Raw genomic sequence first — 17,745 nt, 5'->3', positions numbered from 1 at the left:
TCCTCTTTTTTACTGATAGCCGCTATCCTACTAGTTCAAGTTAACTTTAAGTCAAGGGCAAGAATGGATATCAGTGAAGTAGCAAAGAAGTCTGGTTTACCCGCATCCACGCTTAGATATTATGAAGAAAAAGGACTGATCCGATCGATTGGTCGACAAGGGCTCAAACGTGTTTTCCCCCCTTCGATACTTGAACGTCTAGCGCTTATTACACTAGGCAGAAACGCAGGCTTTTCGTTAGATGAAATAGCGGACATGTTTACCCCCGAGGGTAAAGCGGATATTGATAGGGCGAAGTTACAATCCAAAGGGGATGAATTAAATGAAACCATTAAGCATTTAACTGCAATGCGAGATGGCCTCTATCACGCTGCCAAATGTCCTGCGCCAAGCCACTTTGAATGTCCGACATTTCAGAAGCTGTTAAAACGCGCAGCAAAAGCGAGACCCGAGAAATAATAGGCATAAACAGGACACTATGCTAATGCTCAATCATCAAGTCACGACCGTGGTCACGTAAATAACGCCGAGCCATTTTATGGTCGTGGCCATAGTACTTTGTTACCAAATGCCAAAATGCGCTATTGTGTGCCATGACATGAAAATGGCAAAGTTCGTGCACTACCACATAATCAATTACCCACTTAGGCGCACCAATCAAAAGCGTATTAAACGCAAGCACGCCTTTAGATGAAAAACTGCCCCAGCGGCTTTTATAAACGCGTATTTTTAGTGTATCAAAGCGAGCTTGAATATCAGGTTGATAGCGCGCAATAACCATATCTACATAGTCATTTAGCGTTTCGCTTAACAGCGCAACTAATTCACGCCATTCATTTTTGACAGCCTTAAGTAACACCCTTTTGTTATCAAAATCAATTACAGAGGTCGTGCTTTCGCCCCTTTGAATGATAAAGGTCTCGCCGAATACTTGCACAATTCCTGTTTCCAGTGGCCGAGGGCTCTCAGGTATGACTTTTAGAGCAAGCTTTGATTTTATCCAATCGGATTTGCTTTCCACCCAATTATGTAACCAGTGCTCGCAAACTTGCTCTGGTGCATACACAAATACTTGGCCAGCTTTTATTTTTATCGCAACGCTCTTACGCTTTCGGCTTTTCTTCAATTGATATTGCAAGGTAACAAATTCTTAGTCACTAAAGCATGCATTATAATATGAGCAACTTATCAGAGTCACTGCAAACGCCATGTAAGATGATGAATTTGATCAACAATGACAATACATTCATCAATAGTGTGGTTTCTAACACTCTATAAATTAGAAAGATTTTTTCGTTAAATCACCGTATTTATTATTTTTGCTGCTACGCTTAATGAAAAAGGCATTTTGATTTAGGCAAGCTATGGCTGATAAACCCATTTGCCAATATGTGTCACCTGAGGGAAAAAAATGCAGTGAAATCGATATGGGCTCAGGTTACTGCTTTTGGCATGACAATAAATTCGATAAAGGTGGCTTGGAGCTAAGCCAAAAGCTTGAACGCTACGCCAAGCGCGGCGGTTTGTTGCAAGGCTTAGAGTTGAAGCGAGCCAATTTAGAGGGGCTCAATCTTGTTAACTTTGAAAATCATCATGGCTATGATCTATCTTATAGCAACTTTTATCGTGCCAATTTGAAAGGGGCGCACCTGTTTAATAATACCATTAAGCATGCGTCGCTAATGAAGGCCGATTTGAGAGAAGCAAGTCTGCACTGCTGTAATTTAGAAAGCACCAATTTGCTCGGCATAAAGCTTGAAAACACCCGTATCGATAATATGGAACTCGGCGAGCAATTACTACAAGAGCAGCAAGCTTTTGAAGCTCGTAGAAACCGAGCCAAAGAAGACGCGGAAGACTTGTTTCTACAATCCGAAGAGATCTATCGTTTACTACGTAAGGGCGCAGAAAACCAAGGACTATTTGAAATGGTTGGGCGCTTTACATATAAAGAGCTGCGCATGCGACATGCACAGTATCCACGCTTTTCAAAACGTCACCTTATTTCCAGCTTTGTCGACTTATTATGTGGGTATGGAGAAAAGCCGGAAAATGTCATTCGCTTCAGTTTAGGTATGATAATTACCTGTGCATTTTGCTATTTTCTATTTGGTGTTTCGTTTCAAGACCAGATAATGCAACTGGACTTAGACAACAGTGTATCTGAAAACGTCATGGCACTGCTGAACAGCTTTTACTTTAGTGTTGTTACCTTCACAACCTTGGGTTACGGGGATATTACTCCTGTGGGGATCTCCCGACTGATCGCAGCAGTAGAGGCTTTTACTGGCAGCTTTTCATTAGCGCTATTTGTGGTGGTTTTTGTAAAGCAAATGACGAGATGATACTCATCTCGTCATTTTTTAATCCGCGATTTCTGATTTCAGTTGTTCTAAAAAATCCAGCATATATTGGGTGCGGGTTTGTGCCTGCTCACGGGCTGCGGTGGTATGCATGTTATCTTTAATATGCAGCAGCTTAATGAAGAAGTGATCTAAGGTATATTTGGTATCGTCAGCTTTTCTGTGCTCACAAAAAGGGTCTTCTACATTGTAAAGATTACGCGCTATCGCCCCACCTACTTTCATACAGCGGCTAACACCTATCGCCCCTAACGCATCCATTCTGTCTGCATCTTGGACAATTTTGGCTTCTAATGTCGTGGGTGTGACACCGGCGCTAAAGCTGTGTGCAACAATGGCGTGATGAATAGCCTCGAGTTTATCCGTGTCGTACTTCAACTCTGTTAGGAAGGCAACCGCCTTATCTGCAGCTAATTTCGACGCCAGCGGTCTATCTGGATGATTTTTTGCTACGGCAACACAATCATGTAACCAAGCAGCAGGGATCACCACAGCAGGATCCGCCCCCTCAGCTTCGCAAAGCGACTTTGCGACTTTAACTACACGCTTGATATGAGACAAATCATGGGCGGTATCTGCACATGGTGTCGACAGCATAAACTCTTCACATGCTTTTTCTAATTCATGCATTTTTAACGTCATTAAGCTCAACTTTTATTAATATCTGACAAATAAACCCACACAAATTCAGCGGGAAAGGCATTACTGATTGTATGTTGCCACACCCTTCACTAAAATGGCAGCTATCAGGAAAGATTAGAGAAAATATATGACTTGCGCGCTATATCTGCAACCAGGCAGAGAAAAATCCCTTAACAGAAAACACCCTTGGGTTTTCTCAAAGGCCATTAAAAAAGTAAAAGGTAAACCCGCCCTTGGCGATACCGTTAAGATATACAGCAATGAGGGTAAATACCTCGCGACAGCCGCTTACAGTCCAGACTCTCAGATCCGAGCCAGAATTTGGACATGTGATGAATCACAACATATCGACCAAGCGTTCTTTGAGCAAAAACTCGCACGTGCACTAGCAGCCAGAGAATATGTTATTGCTGAAGGTGGTTTAACTGGCTTTAGATTGTGTGCCGCAGAGTCAGATGGTCTGCCAGGTGTAACAATTGACAAGTTTGATAACTACTTGGTTTGTCAGTTGCTAAGCGCTGGTGCCGAACGCCACAAGGGTGAAATAGTAATGGCATTGCAATCACTATTTCCTGATTGTCATGTTTACGAGCGCTCAGATGTTGATGTGCGCAAAAAAGAAGGCCTTGATAAAATTACCGGACCGCTTGCAGGCGACGCACCAACCGCACCAGTCCTTATAAGCGAAAATGGTTTAAAGATTGAAGTCGATATCATCGGCGGCCATAAAACCGGTTTTTATCTAGATCAACGCGACAGTAGAGCCGCGTTAGAGCGCTTTGTAAAAGAAAAAGAAGTGCTTAACTGCTTCTGCTACACCGGTACATTTGGCCTTTATGCACTGCGCGGTGGCTGTAGTAAAGTAATCAACGTTGACGTATCGCAGCCAGCACTCGACACAGCTAAACGCAATGTAGAACATAATGAACTAGACTTATCGAAAGCTGAGTTTGTTAAGCAAGACGTGTTCAAACTACTAAGACAGTATCGTGATGAGGGCCGTCAATTCGATACTATCGTGATGGATCCACCAAAGTTTGCAGAAAGTAAGGCGCAGCTTAACGGCGCTTGTCGTGGCTATAAAGATATCAATATGATTGCCATGCAGATATTAAAGCCAGGTGGCACGTTACTCACCTTCTCATGTTCTGGCCTTATGGAACAAAACCTGTTCCAGAAAGTCGTTGCAGACGCTGCGCTCGATGCCGGTAAAGAATTGTTGATTATGGAAAGGCTAAATCAAGCAGCCGACCACCCTATTGCAGGCAATTATCCAGAAGGCTTTTACCTAAAAGGCCTAATTTGTAAGGTCTATTGATTTAGCAATTTACAGTGGTATCGGAGGAAACTTCAATACCACCTTTAGGGCTTAGGTAATCTAATTAAACTTGGTGATTTCAAGCCCTACAATCCACTGCTCGTCCTGTTCTTGACTACAGCGGATCACGGTCGCGTGAGCACTAAGTGGCTGGATCATATCGCCACTGGAATCAATGAAAATGTCAACGGTTGAATTTGCTTCAATTGGGTCGCTCACTGTCACCGACAACCCTGTGGCGCTTAAATCGTGACAAACTCCTTGGTGCACTTTACCCGACTCAAGCTCGGTTAATTTTGCAACTGCATCCACCGACATACGCATAAAACGGCGTTTATCTTCATTGATCATATAATGCTCCTACACCATTGATTTTATTTTTTCTAATAGCGATTGCATTGAAAATGGCTTTACCACATAGGCATCGCAGCCGGCATCGAATCCCGCTTTTTGTTCTTTTTCGGACTCTAAACCAGATACCATTAATACAGGAATGTCCTTCGTCTCTGGTGTATTTTTCAACATTCGACAGGTGTCGTAACCGTCAAGGCCCGGCATACACACATCAAGCAAAATAGCATCTGGAGGATCAGCAATCGCATTAGACAAGCAACTCGTGCCCGAGTTTGCATAGCTCAGCTCAAACGCCCCTGACAGCGCCACTTCGAGCATTTCATAGTTAAAATACTCGTCGTCGACCACTAGCAGATGCGGTGCATTTTTCCTTTTCTCTCGTGTGGACATATTCAATGCCGCTTCCTTCTCACAATCCAAAACTTTACTTCCTCATATAATAAAGTAACTGTCGTACTCTAAAATGCAAGTTTATATTTCGCACTCTTTTATCGAATTCAGAACGCGTTTAGCCGAAATTGGGTAAGCCGTTCCTAATGTTTGAGCAAACAAAGACACGCGAAGTTCCTGTTGCATCCAAAAAATATTTATAAGCGACTCTGGTACAGGTAATCCAGAAGGAATTTTTGCCAACTTGTCTAGATAGGCCGCAGCAACTTTTTCCAATTCTAGTACACACAGCCTATCTCTGTTTGGATCTACCGCAAGTTTTTCAAGCCTTTTTTCAATCGCTTTCATGTAACGCAAAATATCAGAGATTTTGTCAGCACCATGAGCGGTGACAAAGCCTTTAAAGATAAGACCGGATAACTGAGATTTTATGTCGCCGTGCGCGGTGATCATCGTGAGATCCACTCTGCCTTTCATACGCTTGTTAATACTGTGGGCAATACTAAGCACAGCCTCAACTTGCTTCGCAATTTCAACTACAGTGTCACCTAGCTCAGCTCGAATGTGTTCTTTGGCTTTTTCAAACGCGACGTCATCTCTGATCTCACCAAATGCACGCAGCAACTTATCAACCCCAGCTTGCGTACAGTCATCAACTAAATCATGCACTTTACCAAAGGGGTTAAAGTACAATCCTAACTTAGCCTTATTTGGTAAGTGTTGCTGCAGGTATTTAACAGGCGAAGGAACATTGAGTAGCACAAGACGGCGCAATCCTGCTTGATGCGCCGCTTGGGCTTTTACTTCGTTATCAAACAGTTCTATAGCCGCACTTTGCTTTTTATCGACTAATGCAGGGAAAGCCTTAATCTCATAATTGCCTTGCTTTTTAGTATATTGCTCTGGCAGCTCGCCAAAATCCCACTGCTGAATATCCGCCTGCTCAATCCCTTGCTCTGCCACTTGCGAAAGCGTCTCGGTCACTTGCCCTTGCAACTTTGCCTTAAGTGCCAATAAATCAAAGCTATGGGCTATCACCTTGCCTTTGTCATCAACTACCTGAAATTGCATTTTTAAGTGCGGCTCAAGTGAACTAACGTCCCAATCTGACTCGGCGACTTTGACACCTGTCATTCTGAGTAAACGGTTGGCCACCGCTTCTATAAATGAGCCTTGCATTACCTCAACGGCGGCAAGCACAGCATCGGCATAATTTGGTGCCGGCACAAAGTTACGTCTTAAGGTCTTCGGCAGTGACTTAATAAGCCCACAAACCAGCTCATGTCTGAGCGCAGGGATATGCCAATCAAAACCTTCATCTTGAACTTGGTTTAATAATGCCAGAGGAATATTGACCACCACGCCGTCTAGTGCTTGGCCTGGGTCAAAGTGATAACTGAGAGGCAAGATCAAATGCCCTTGCTGCCACGTATCTGGATAATGAATATCCGTGATATGCTCGGCGTCATGCTTCATTAACAGATCGCGCGTCATATGCAAAAAACGTTTGTCTTTTTGCTTTTGTGAACGCCACCATTTACTAAACGCAGCACGATTATTTACGTCTTGTGGAATTCGATCGTTATAAAACGCAACCACATCTTCTTCGTCGACTAGGATATCGCGACGCCTCGCTTTATCTTCAAGCGCCTGCACTTCTTCAACCAATTTTTGGTTTGCGCTTAAAAAACCTTCGCTCTGGCCAAGTTGACCGTTTGCTAACGCTTCACGAATAAATATCTCTCGGCTAACCACAGGATCAATATCGCTATACACCGTGCGTTTGCGGCCAACGATGATCAAGCCGTATAAGGTTTGTTGTTCAAATGCGATAACCGCCCCAGCCTTTTTTTCCCAATGCGGCTCGCTATAGCTGCTATTAACTAAATGCTTGGCGAGCGGTGCAATCCAATTTACATCGATCTTGGCATTAACCCGAGCATAAAGTTTACTGGTTTCCACAAGCTCCGCAGACATCAGCCACTTAGGGCTTTTCTTAAACAGTGTTGAACCGGGGAAAATATGAAATTGGCTGTTACGTGCGCCTTTAAAAACTTGCTTTTGCTTTTCGTCCTTCACACCAATATGGCTAAGCATACCGCTTAGCAATGATTGATGGACAGCCTCATCACTTGCAGGACTGCTATTTATTTTAAAGCCGAGCTCCTCACATACCGTGGTCAGCTGATATACAATATCTTGCCACTCACGTACGCGCATATAGGCCAAAAAGTCTTTTTGGCATTGCTTTCTAAACTGGTTGCGCGTTAGTGCTTGCTGCTGCGCTTCGATATAATTCCATAGGTTTAGATATGCAACAAAGTCAGAGTGTTCGCACTCAAAGCGATTGTGTTTTTCGTCAGCTGCTGCACGTTTGTCTTGAGGACGCTCTCTTGGGTCTTGAATAGACAGTGCCGCAGTGATCACTATCGCTTCCCAAAGCGCGTTGTTTTGTGCCCCTGACATCACCATCTTGGCAAGCCTTGGGTCTATGGGTAAGCGACTTAGTTTACGACCTGATTCTGTGAGCTTGGCTTTTTCTCTGCGCTGTGCAGGAACTATCGCCTCCAACTCTTCAAGTAACGACATACCATCTTTGATATTACGGCTATCAGGCGCTTGTACAAATGGGAATTGACTTATATCACCAAGTCCAAGTGCCAGCATTTGCAAAATAACCGAAGCTAAATTGGTTCTTAGAATTTCAGGGTCGGTAAACTCAGGACGCCCTAAAAAGTCGTCTTCAGAATATAAGCGAATACAAATACCGGATGCCACACGCCCACATCGACCTTTACGTTGGTTTGCACTGGCTTGTGATACCGCTTCAATCGGTAAGCGTTGCACTTTGGTTCGATAACTGTAGCGGCTTATTCTCGCAGTACCCGGGTCGATAACATAGCGAATACCTGGTACGGTCAATGACGTTTCTGCAACGTTTGTAGACAATACGATGCGCCGTTGGCTATGGGGCGCAAAAATGCGATTTTGTTCGGCATTAGACAGGCGCGCATACAAAGGTAAAATCTCAACGCCTTTTAAATTGCGTTTTGCCAGCGCATCAGCGGTGTCACGAATTTCACGCTCACCGTTCATAAATACCAAAATATCCCCGGGTCCTTCGGCACAAAGCTCATCAACCGCATCAAAAATGCCCTGCAACTGGTCATTTTCTGCTTCGCCATTTTGTGAGTCTACATCTTCAACTGGACGATATCTCACTTCTACTGGATAAGTTCGCCCTGACACTTCAATAATAGGTGCGTCACTAAAATGTTTGGAAAAACGCTCTGGGTCAATGGTTGCTGAGGTAATAATCACTTTAAGATCTGGACGCTTCGGCAACAACTGCTTTAAATAACCCAGAATAAAATCAATATTCAGGCTACGCTCGTGCGCTTCATCAATGATGATTGTGTCGTACTGGTTGAGGAATCTGTCTTGTTGAATTTCCGAGAGCAAAATACCGTCGGTCATCAGTTTGACGTATGTATTGTCAGAAACTTGATCTGAGAAGCGAATTTTAAATCCAACTTCTTGCCCCATCTCGCAGCCAATTTCTTCTGCGATACGGGTAGATACACTTCTTGCCGCTAGTCTTCTTGGTTGTGTATGACCAATATAGCCATCCACGCCTCGACCTAACTCTAAACAAATTTTAGGCAGCTGCGTGGTCTTCCCCGAGCCTGTTTCACCGGCAACAATAACCACTTGGTTATTCGCAATGGCTGCTTTGATGTCGTCTTTTTTCTGGCTAACAGGTAATTGCTCAGGATACTCTACTGCTGGAATATTAGCACTTCTTGTTACCTTTAATTCTTGGCTTTTTGCTATTGCAGCCGCTACTTTTGCGACTACCTGCTTTTGCTTTTCTTGATCGGTAATTTTTTTCGCACCATGGAGGCGCTTTTTGAGGATGAAGTGATCCTTTTTAAGACATGAATTTAGCTCTTTGAACAGCGAGTCAACCTGCACTACACGACACCTTGTGATTACATAAAACGCCGTGTAGTTTATCAAATCAGATTAGACGAACCCAACTAAATTTGGTTAGGAATTGAGATTTTTGCTGTTATTCTCAAGGCAACTCCTCATGGGTTAACTTAACAGCTCGTAAATTTCATCGCTTTATACGTAGCGGTGACCAGAGACATAAGCATCATGTAAATGCTTATCCAACGCTAATAACACATTTGCACGACTGATAACCCCAAGTAAGCGCCCTTCATCGTCAACTACCGGGTACACTTTGGGCTTATTACAAATCATCAAATCTGCCATTTGCACTATGCTGTCTTCGCGTTTTACACACAGAGGCTCTTTTGTCATCACATCGGACACCACGCTATGAGACTCATTTTGATAGGTCGCCTCTAACATTTTTTTGAGACAATCCTGCTCAGATAAAAACCCAATAACCCGCCTTGCTTCGTCTATAACCGGCCCGCCCGACTGGCCGCTTTGTAGCAGCTTTTCTACAGCTGATTCTACGCGCATGTCCTGTTTGAATGTTACGGGGCGATGATTTAAGTAGTCTGCGACTTTTATTGATTGCATTGCTCATCTCCATTAAAAACGCCAGCTATCATGATAATAGTAGCTGGCGTTTGAAGAACTTGCTTAATCTCAACGAAATATTGTTTTACTCGCTATAAATACCAACATAGGTCGGTGTTGTTGACGACTTGCTCGCACGATACATTCCAGCGGTATTAAATGGCATGCTAATATTTCCTTTAGGGTCAACTATGATCACCCCTCCCGTGCCACCAATTGGATAAAGCGTATCAAAAATCACTTCTTGCCCCGCTTTTTCAATCGACTTGTTTTGATAAGCGACACGAGCACAAATATCAGCTGCGACATTATATCGAATAAAATACTCGCCATGTCCCGTTGCTGAAACAGCACAAGAGCGGTTATCCGCAAATGTGCCCGCACCAATCACCGGTGAGTCACCTATCCGTCCGAAGCGTTTAGCCGTCATGCCACCAGTTGACGTTCCAGCAGCTAAATTCCCCTGCTTATCGAGTGCGACAGCCCCCACAGTTCCCATCTTATATTGGCTCTCTAATTGTTGGTGTGCCGCCTGATAGTCTTTGGTCGCCGCTTCTTTCATCTGCAATCGCTTTTTCGCCTTTAGGAGCGATTGATAGCGAGCATCGGTGTCAAAATAGCTGTTTTCCACTAACGTAAATCCGCGTTTCTTAGCAAAGTCTTCCGCACCTTCACCACTTAGCATGACATGTACTGAATGCTGCATCACTTCTTTTGCCAGGTTGATTGGGTTTTTAATGTGCTTCACCCCCGCCACAGCGCCCGCTTGGCGATTACGACCATCCATGATTGACGCATCTAGCTCATGCCCTTCATCATAAGTGTACACGGCCCCCTTACCAGCATTAAAAAAAGGCGAGTCTTCAAGAATATTAATGGCTGCCGTTACCGCATCAAGGCTTTCTCCACCTTGTTCTAGTACCTTATACCCCGCTTCAACGGCTTCTTTTAATTTAGCTTTGTATTGTTTTTCTTTTTCTGGTGTGAAGTTACTGCGCTCAATCGTACCAGCTCCTCCATGAATGGCGATCGCAAACGGTGGCGCTTTCTCGTCAGCGACAGCAGCTGTCGCCGACAAGGCTAATAAGGCTGCTAACAAAGAGATTTTTTTCATTTTTATACCTTGGTTCGTTGTTAAACTTCAGCATGAGATGAATTTTAGAACGATGCAAGCTTTCGCGTTAAAATTGTCAAGCTAACCTATTTACAGTGTGGTTGAAAGAAACTCATGAGCAGCAAGACACAACAGCAAATTTGAATATTTTTCAATCAATTCATGGTTGTTATTTCGACCACAAAATGGAAACATATTTATTACTTTGAAATAACTCAAAGTAATAAAATAACGAAATTCGACAGGAATCGATATGAAAAACATTCTAAAAATTGCAGTTTTTAGCACACTACTGCTTGGTACTGCTCAAGCCGCGTCTACTCAAGAGCAAATTAAAGTTATTGATTACAACACTTTTTATGACACCCAAGTAAACAATGTTGACTGCGGTGGCTACTGGGATGAGCGACGTGTGTGGGTATGTGACTACCGTACAGAGCTCGTTGATGTGAGTTATAAGACTTGCCACTACAAATTAATAGCAGGTGAACCTTACGGCCCCTATACTTTATGGCAAACTAAAACCGTACTCGCGACACAAAGCTGCCCCGGAGGTTGGACTATTCCTCATCCAATCCCAAACTATCAGGTGCCTGGAGGTGCCTATGTTCATCAACATGATACTTTTTCAACTCAACAAGAAGAACGCCGAGTAGCTTACAACTGTCGCTGGGAAACACGCTCGGTCTGGATCCCTCGTGGCGGTTCATACTGCCCTATTCCAAACGCTAAGTAATACCAATTTGTCTTAATACTTGCTCAATTTGAAGGAGCAAATTGGTGTGGCACTTATAAAATAGCATGCACAAAAAAGCGCTTCCTCTGGAAGCGCTTCTATCGAATCATTCAATATCTAAAAGCGATTAGCTCGCTTCACGCTGTGCCTTCATACGAGCAAGGCGCGCTACTTGATGTGTAGAAGTTAAGAATGCGAAGATCGGTGCTAAATAGCCACGTTTACGTAGCTCTAGGAAATCTTCGTCACCTAATTCATTTAGCTTACGCTCATCCACAAGGTAAATACCGTTGATGTCTTTTTTCTCACCACGGATTTCCACCGTTAGTGTTTGTTGAACTAGAAGCTCTTTGTCAGCAAGATACTGAGTAAACGCTTCAGTTACGCGAGCAAACTCAACATAGCTAACTAACGCTTCTTTACGACGACCTAGATATTCGGTTTCTTTACCGTCTTCGAAAAGCGCATTGCCTTCCTCTTCACCAACTAGCGGGCTTGCTTCATCAATAACAATACCAAACTGATCTTGCTCTGGGTGCTTAACCAAACCAAACGGGTAACGTGCTGCGGCCATTGGCACAAAGCTGCCAGTCCACTTATCACCATCAACAAATAGGTTTTCACCAGGCTGAAGACCAAACATAGCAACCGCTTGAAATTGACCTGACTCAGTGTTTTTAACAAACGCCATTGGGAATTCTGTCGCTACACGCGCAAACTCATGCGCCACTACAGGCATTAAGTGCTGAGTTTTAAGGAAATCAACGTTCACGCCATTTTTTACTTTGATATTAGCGTGCTTTTCGTTGTGTAAAGGCTGCACTTGTTGTTCCGCCATAATACTGCTCCATTGTTTTACGTATTTGTTACTTTATTTATTGCCCCTAAGGCTAGCGGTTTTCGGGGCAAATTGGAAGTTAAATATTTATGAGAAGAGATACCGCTAACTATGGCAACCAAAAACCAAATAATTACCTCGCCTATATTCTTGAATATCTGTCTAAAAATTCTTGAATATCTGTCTAAGAATCAATCTAGACGCATCGTGCGAATCAATGACTAAAGAAGTAAAGAAATATATTAAACTCTTAGTTAAGAGTTTGATATATTGATGGTCTTGCCAACTTCCCTAGTGTAAAAAGAGAGCTAAATGAACGAAGCAATTAAACAACATATAAAATCTATTGAAAAGGTTGAACCCATTCAATTGTCGCCTTATGAAAGAGACACACCGATGATTTATATGGACTTTGGCAATATGAGCACAGTGTGGAAACAGCAAGCGCCAAGTTATCGTCCTGATTGGGTAAAACCGATAAACAGTTATCCAGGCTTATGGGCTCGAGTTTCAAATGACTATTTTGAATTTGTTAAGGAATTAGCACTTAAACTGGCTCCTTATTTTGGTGCATCACCATCACTAGAATCAATTAAACGTATCAGCTGCAATTATGCAATTGCCACCAAGTCAAATGAAGAACTTCATGCATATCAAACAATTCCACACTTCGACAATTTAAACTCAAACCAGATAGCATTGGTTCATTACCTTTGTGGTGGTGAATTTGGTGGAACTGGCTTTTACCAACACAAATCGACGGGAGTGAAGGAAGTTATCAGTGCAAATCATGACCGCTATCGAGATCACTTAGATATTGAGCTGTCACAAGGTGGCTACAAAGAAAAACAATATATCTCCAGTCACCATCCACTTTTTGACAGAACTCATTATATCGAAGCTGAGTTTGGCCGCATCGTGGCTTTCCCTAGCACTCGACTTCATTCAGCGTGTCTCGCGGAATCGCAACTTAACTCAGACGTAATATTGGATGGACGTTTAACGATTACGAGCTTCATTATTTTTGACCGACGTGAACTACCGAACGTTTAATATGCTCTAAGGTTTCTCTGTGCCCTCGTAAGTTATTACTGCAATAGCTTACTCCTTTCTGAATATCCTCCAATAGCTTCGATAATGCACTAGCCTCTCCCGAAGGCGGCTGAATCGAAAGGTCGGTATAATAATTCATGCCGTATAGAACATAGAGGTAATTGCTGACACGAAACAGATCTAAATTGGAACGGAAGTCGAATTGAGAAGGAATTTTAGCACGCCAAAGCTGTAGCTTTTCTTTTAACTCATTCGATAACGAGTTATCATTTCTATTATCAATCCAAAAAGCGCTATCATCTCTTTTTGATAAATAATAATGAAGTTTGATGAAGTCGGTCGTTGACTCCCACATCTGCGTAACATCTTCATTAAAACGCTTTTGCCTAAGTTTAATATTTTCTACATCACTCGGAAAAGCCTCTGCAAACATCCTTGCTGTAACATCAAACATAAGCAAACCTGTAGCTTCTAATGGCTCTACAAACCCTTGTGACAGCCCCATAGCCACACAATTATTTATCCACGGCGTTTGCTGGTATCCAACTTTCATTGGCAATTTTCGGACTTGGCTGAGCATCTTACTATCTTCTATATAATTCAGTAAGGTAGATCTCGCACTCTCCTCTGTTTGATACTTGCTGGAATAAACATACCCTATTCCTCTGCGTGTTGTTAAGCCTATATCCCAAATCCACCCATATTTTTGGGCGGTTGAAGTCGTGTAAGGTTTGATCGTGGCATTTGGAGTATCATAATCAACTTGAACAGCCAATGCAGTGTCTGCTAAAAGCTCACTCCCTTTATCAATAAACTTCCCTCCAAGTGACTGTTCAATCAGTAGCGATTGAAAACCGGAACAATCAACAAAGAAATCTCCCTTCACTCTTTCACCATTGTCGAGTTCTAAAGACTCGATAAAGTGCTCATCATTTAAGTTAGCCTTTGTGACATTACACTTAAGATTCTTAACGCCAAGCTTGTGTATTGCATGCTGACGCAGAAGCTCTGTAAATTTACCAGCATCAAGATGATAAGCATAATTAAAGAGTCCTGAAAACTCTTTATCTGATAACCGTTTTGGTGGTAATGCTTTTTCACAAATATACGACTGTACCGATACTAAATCTGCATACTTTTTGCTGGCTAACTCTTTATTTAATAACCAATGAGGTGTTACATCAAAAGGGCGAATATTTGGGAAATCAAAAAGGTGATGATAAAAATCTTCTTCTACTGCTGATGGATTATGACACCAATTCACGAATTTAATACTATGCTTGAAAGTGACATCACATTGACCTATAAAATCACTTTCTTTTATTCCAAAGTATTTTAGCGTGTCTTTGATTACAGGGACGGTTCCTTCTCCAACTCCGATGGTCGGAATATCGGGCGAGTCTAATAAAGTAATTGAAATATTGTCATTTTCATTAGGGTTTAATTTTTTGGCAATATGACATGCAGCAATCCATCCAGCCGTCCCACCACCAACGATTACGACCTTGCTAATTTCTTTCAAATTAATTACCTACGAAACATAGTAAAACATCAAAATCGAATTTCTATAGTACTAAATAGAAAGAAGCCCCATATAGGGGCTTCCTTGATAGTATGCTAAATCTTAAAAGCGGAAATCAACACCAAGAGAGTATCTCGCATCCCCTTTATATGACCAAGCAGCATAGCCGTCACGAATTGATGGCTTAGTACCAGCAGGGAATTCAGCTACCCCATACTGTACACTATCTTCCTCAGTTAAATTCACAGCTGCAAAACGTAGCGTAATTGCGTCAGTAACATTGTAACTTGCGGTTAAATCGAGTGATCCATAGTCATCGTGCATACGGTTACCGTAGAAGCCGGTCTCACGGATCATATACTTAGAACGCCAGTTGTAAGCAAGTCTTACGCTTACATCATCTTGCTCATAATACGCAACCGCATTGATTGTGTTTTCAGAACTATCTGAGAATAAGCCTACAGCATCAGAGAAGTTCGACTCATCAACAGAACCGTCAGCATAGGTGTAGTTGAATAGCGTGCCAAATCCACCACCTAGTTCGTGCTGAACTTGGAATTCAAAACCAAGAATATCACCACCATCACCATCAACCTGAGTGTTTACCTGCCAGTTATCTTGACCAGTCACAGGGTCAACAATTCCAACCGATTGGTTCAACGTAGTTTCACTAGTCGTAAAGTTACTGACATCTTTGTAGAACAATGTGATTGCAACCATATTTGCATCACCGTAGTAATACTCATATCCTAGGTCAGCTTGAGTAGCTTTAAACGGCTTAAGATTAGGGTTACCCTTTGTAAGCGTCTCATTACCGCGCTGAGTATCGCCATAACCTGCAATCTGCGTCGCTGCAAACATATCGTTGTAGTTAGGACGAGAAATAACTTGTGCTAGAGAAACACGTACAATGCTATCTTCACTTAAGTCGTAGGCTAAGTTAAAGCTAGGTAAGATTTCGCTGTAATCACCTTTATCTTCAACAATGCTTGAGCTCAGACCATTGTTTTGACCAATACCATTTGGATCAACAAAACCTGGCATAGGCGCAAAGTATTTAGATGATGCATCTGTTGATACATATCTCAAACCAAAATTACCTCTGTAATTTTCGCCTGAATAGTTAGCCATTAAGTAAATAGCTAAGTTTTCTTCTTCAACCGTAGAATAACCTGAACGGTCATGATACCAAGTACCAAAAGTTGCTTCTGCATTTGCTCTCATTGCATTAATGTCTGGTGTCGGAATTGCGACATTTGCATCCGTTCCTGACGTATCACTACCAGTCCAAAACTGCGTTGGGTCGATAGTATTGTGTGCATTATGCGTTGGGCGATACGAATCTCTTTCTACTTCGTGATCGGTCCAACGAACACCTGCTTTTATTGACGTAATATAATCATGATCTAGATTGTAGGTAAGATCTGCTTGGAAATATGTTTCTTCATCTTTATTTGGTGCTTTTTGAGAAGCCCAATTTTGCAGACCTCGACCGTCCCAACTTGGGTCAAATTCTGAAATATTCCAGCCGCCTTTTGGCAGATTTACCGAAGATACCTTTCCTGAGTTATCTAAAACTAAACCGTTAAGATCTGCCGCAGTTCCTAAGTATGCTGCGTGGTTTATTGTTAAATCCGTTCCACCTTCAGCTGAAGTTGAGCCTAAACGAGTCTCAACCTTAAAGTTGTCGCCATGATAATTATAGGCTAAATCAATAACTTCAGATTCCATCGAAGCAAAACGAGCAAACGTTTGTAAGAATGCACGGTTTGGCGCTGGATTCTCTGCTGTGTTCGAACGAACAGTACAGACATCTGACACTGCGATTTTTTTCTCACAGTTATTCAAGTTTGTGAATAAGAAAATACTGTTGTTAGCGTTATCAGCTTCTAGCTCTAATCCTAAGTAATGTAGGACAAACTCTGAATTTTCTGTTGGTGCGTACTGTGCAGTGATATCGATAGAAGTTCTTTCACGCTGCTGTTCGAAATAGTTTACTGACTCCGCACCATCCCAACCATAAGACGCTTCATTTCCGCGACGTACATATGTAGAATCTTCATACGCAACCGCCCCCATCACACCAAAAGTTTCATCAGCATTTTTCCAGCTGTAAAGCGCTGAGAGGCCAGGGTCTGTCTCTTCCGACTCTGTTGAATATTCACCTTCAACAGAGAAGAACGCTGAGTTTGAGTCCAAATCTAATGGTTTGCGAGTTTTAACGTTAACAGTACCACCCACTCCTCCTTCAACTAAATCGGCCTGTGAAGACTTAAATACTTCGATAGCGCTGATTAATTGAGGTGGTAACAATGTATAGTTGAAGCTTCGGTCGATTGCTTGTTGGTCATACCAACCAGTCGACGCAACTGACTGACCATTTAAAGTAGTCAGTGTCAATTGGTTTGAAGCTCCTCGGATAGATACTTGTTGACCTTGTCCAAATTGACGGTTTACCGCAACACCTGGAATACGACCAAGTGCTTCACCTACATCGCTGTCAGGAAACTTACCGATATCTTCTGCAGATACGGCGTCAACAACACTCGTTGCAAAACGCTTGGTATTGATAGATTCTTTTAAAGAACGGCGAATACCACGAACTTCAATGACTTCTACGTTTTCTTGTACTTGATTTTGGCTTTGACTTTCTTCTGCAACTACAACGCCTGAAAAGCCCGCACCTAGTGCGATACCGACGTTCACTGCTAGTAAGCTTTTTTTGAAATTATTAGCTAACACAGGATTCCCCTTGAATCATTTTGTTGGTTTTTTAAATCACTTCTGCCCAGTGATGATGACAACGCTGTCATCTAATAACAAACCATACACCCTAAATTACATATTCGCTACAATTT

15 protein-coding genes are annotated in these 17,745 nt (G+C 42.5%); 5 read left to right on the top strand and 10 right to left on the bottom strand.

The window, feature by feature from the left end:
- The first annotated feature begins 63 nt into the window (after positions 1-63).
- Complete coding sequence (locus GSF04_RS11940; protein ID WP_039492270.1) at positions 64-459, top strand: helix-turn-helix domain-containing protein; 396 nt, start codon at positions 64-66, stop codon at positions 457-459.
- 22 nt (positions 460-481) lie between these two features.
- Here the strand turns inward: GSF04_RS11940 and GSF04_RS11935 are convergent, their stop codons facing one another.
- On the bottom strand, positions 482-1,138 hold the full coding sequence (locus GSF04_RS11935; protein WP_211859629.1) for a YgjP-like metallopeptidase domain-containing protein: 657 nt from the start codon (positions 1,136-1,138) through the stop codon (positions 482-484).
- A 226-nt stretch (positions 1,139-1,364) separates the two neighbouring features.
- Here GSF04_RS11935 and GSF04_RS11930 point away from each other — a divergent pair, with 226 nt between their 5' ends.
- On the top strand, positions 1,365-2,345 hold the full coding sequence (locus GSF04_RS11930) for an ion channel (RefSeq protein WP_010606522.1): 981 nt from the start codon (positions 1,365-1,367) through the stop codon (positions 2,343-2,345).
- An 18-nt stretch (positions 2,346-2,363) separates the two neighbouring features.
- On the opposite strand, the gene GSF04_RS11925 is transcribed toward GSF04_RS11930, so the two are convergent.
- A complete protein-coding gene (locus tag GSF04_RS11925) occupies positions 2,364-3,005 on the bottom strand; it encodes an HD domain-containing protein (RefSeq protein WP_211859628.1) in 642 nt (213 codons plus the stop codon).
- Between the two features lie 127 nt (positions 3,006-3,132).
- Here GSF04_RS11925 and GSF04_RS11920 point away from each other — a divergent pair, with 127 nt between their 5' ends.
- The gene (locus GSF04_RS11920) at positions 3,133-4,323 is read left to right on the top strand and encodes a class I SAM-dependent methyltransferase (RefSeq protein WP_211859627.1); all 1,191 of its coding nucleotides are present in this window, start codon (positions 3,133-3,135) and stop codon (positions 4,321-4,323) included.
- Positions 4,324-4,383: 60 nt separating this feature from the next.
- On the opposite strand, the gene GSF04_RS11915 is transcribed toward GSF04_RS11920, so the two are convergent.
- The 5 genes from GSF04_RS11915 to GSF04_RS11895 form a co-directional block, all read right to left on the bottom strand.
- Positions 4,384-4,674 (bottom strand): PilZ domain-containing protein, encoded by a 291-nt coding sequence (locus tag GSF04_RS11915; protein ID WP_010375543.1) that lies wholly within the window; start codon positions 4,672-4,674, stop codon positions 4,384-4,386.
- Between the two features lie 9 nt (positions 4,675-4,683).
- On the bottom strand, positions 4,684-5,067 hold the full coding sequence (locus tag GSF04_RS11910) for a response regulator (RefSeq protein WP_010375541.1): 384 nt from the start codon (positions 5,065-5,067) through the stop codon (positions 4,684-4,686).
- Positions 5,068-5,148: 81 nt separating this feature from the next.
- Positions 5,149-9,042, bottom strand: a complete 3,894-nt coding sequence (gene hrpA, locus GSF04_RS11905; RefSeq protein ID WP_211859626.1) for an ATP-dependent RNA helicase HrpA — start codon at positions 9,040-9,042, stop codon at positions 5,149-5,151.
- A gap of 153 nt (positions 9,043-9,195) precedes the next feature.
- Complete coding sequence (locus GSF04_RS11900; protein ID WP_010375537.1) at positions 9,196-9,624, bottom strand: CBS domain-containing protein; 429 nt, start codon at positions 9,622-9,624, stop codon at positions 9,196-9,198.
- Positions 9,625-9,709: 85 nt separating this feature from the next.
- On the bottom strand, positions 9,710-10,738 hold the full coding sequence (locus tag GSF04_RS11895) for an isoaspartyl peptidase/L-asparaginase (protein WP_039492281.1): 1,029 nt from the start codon (positions 10,736-10,738) through the stop codon (positions 9,710-9,712).
- Between the two features lie 253 nt (positions 10,739-10,991).
- Between GSF04_RS11895 and GSF04_RS11890 the strand changes: the two genes are divergently transcribed.
- Positions 10,992-11,474, top strand: coding sequence for a hypothetical protein (locus GSF04_RS11890; RefSeq protein WP_039492283.1), 483 nt, complete (start codon positions 10,992-10,994; stop codon positions 11,472-11,474).
- A gap of 127 nt (positions 11,475-11,601) precedes the next feature.
- Here the strand turns inward: GSF04_RS11890 and GSF04_RS11885 are convergent, their stop codons facing one another.
- Positions 11,602-12,312 carry a SapC family protein gene (locus tag GSF04_RS11885; protein WP_010375531.1) on the bottom strand — a complete coding sequence of 237 codons (711 nt, stop codon included), beginning with the start codon at positions 12,310-12,312 and terminating at the stop codon, positions 11,602-11,604.
- 312 nt (positions 12,313-12,624) lie between these two features.
- On the opposite strand from GSF04_RS11885, the gene GSF04_RS11880 reads away from it, so the two are divergent.
- Entirely contained in the window at positions 12,625-13,365 is a 741-nt protein-coding gene (locus tag GSF04_RS11880) for a DUF6445 family protein (RefSeq protein ID WP_017218887.1), read from the top strand.
- On the opposite strand, the gene GSF04_RS11875 is transcribed toward GSF04_RS11880, so the two are convergent.
- Positions 13,331-14,887, bottom strand: a complete 1,557-nt coding sequence (locus tag GSF04_RS11875; protein ID WP_211859625.1) for a tryptophan halogenase family protein — start codon at positions 14,885-14,887, stop codon at positions 13,331-13,333. The genes GSF04_RS11880 and GSF04_RS11875 overlap by 35 nt on opposite strands.
- Positions 14,888-14,989: 102 nt before the next feature.
- Positions 14,990-17,629: a TonB-dependent receptor gene (locus GSF04_RS11870; RefSeq protein WP_045965439.1), complete on the bottom strand. Its 2,640-nt coding sequence runs from the start codon at positions 17,627-17,629 to the stop codon at positions 14,990-14,992.
- Between the last annotated feature and the right edge of the window lie 116 nt (positions 17,630-17,745).

Source organism: Pseudoalteromonas sp. A22 (assembly GCF_018141345.1).
Taxonomy (GTDB): Bacteria; Pseudomonadota; Gammaproteobacteria; order Enterobacterales; family Alteromonadaceae; genus Pseudoalteromonas; species Pseudoalteromonas maricaloris.
This window is presented reverse-complemented; position numbering and strand designations above follow the sequence as displayed.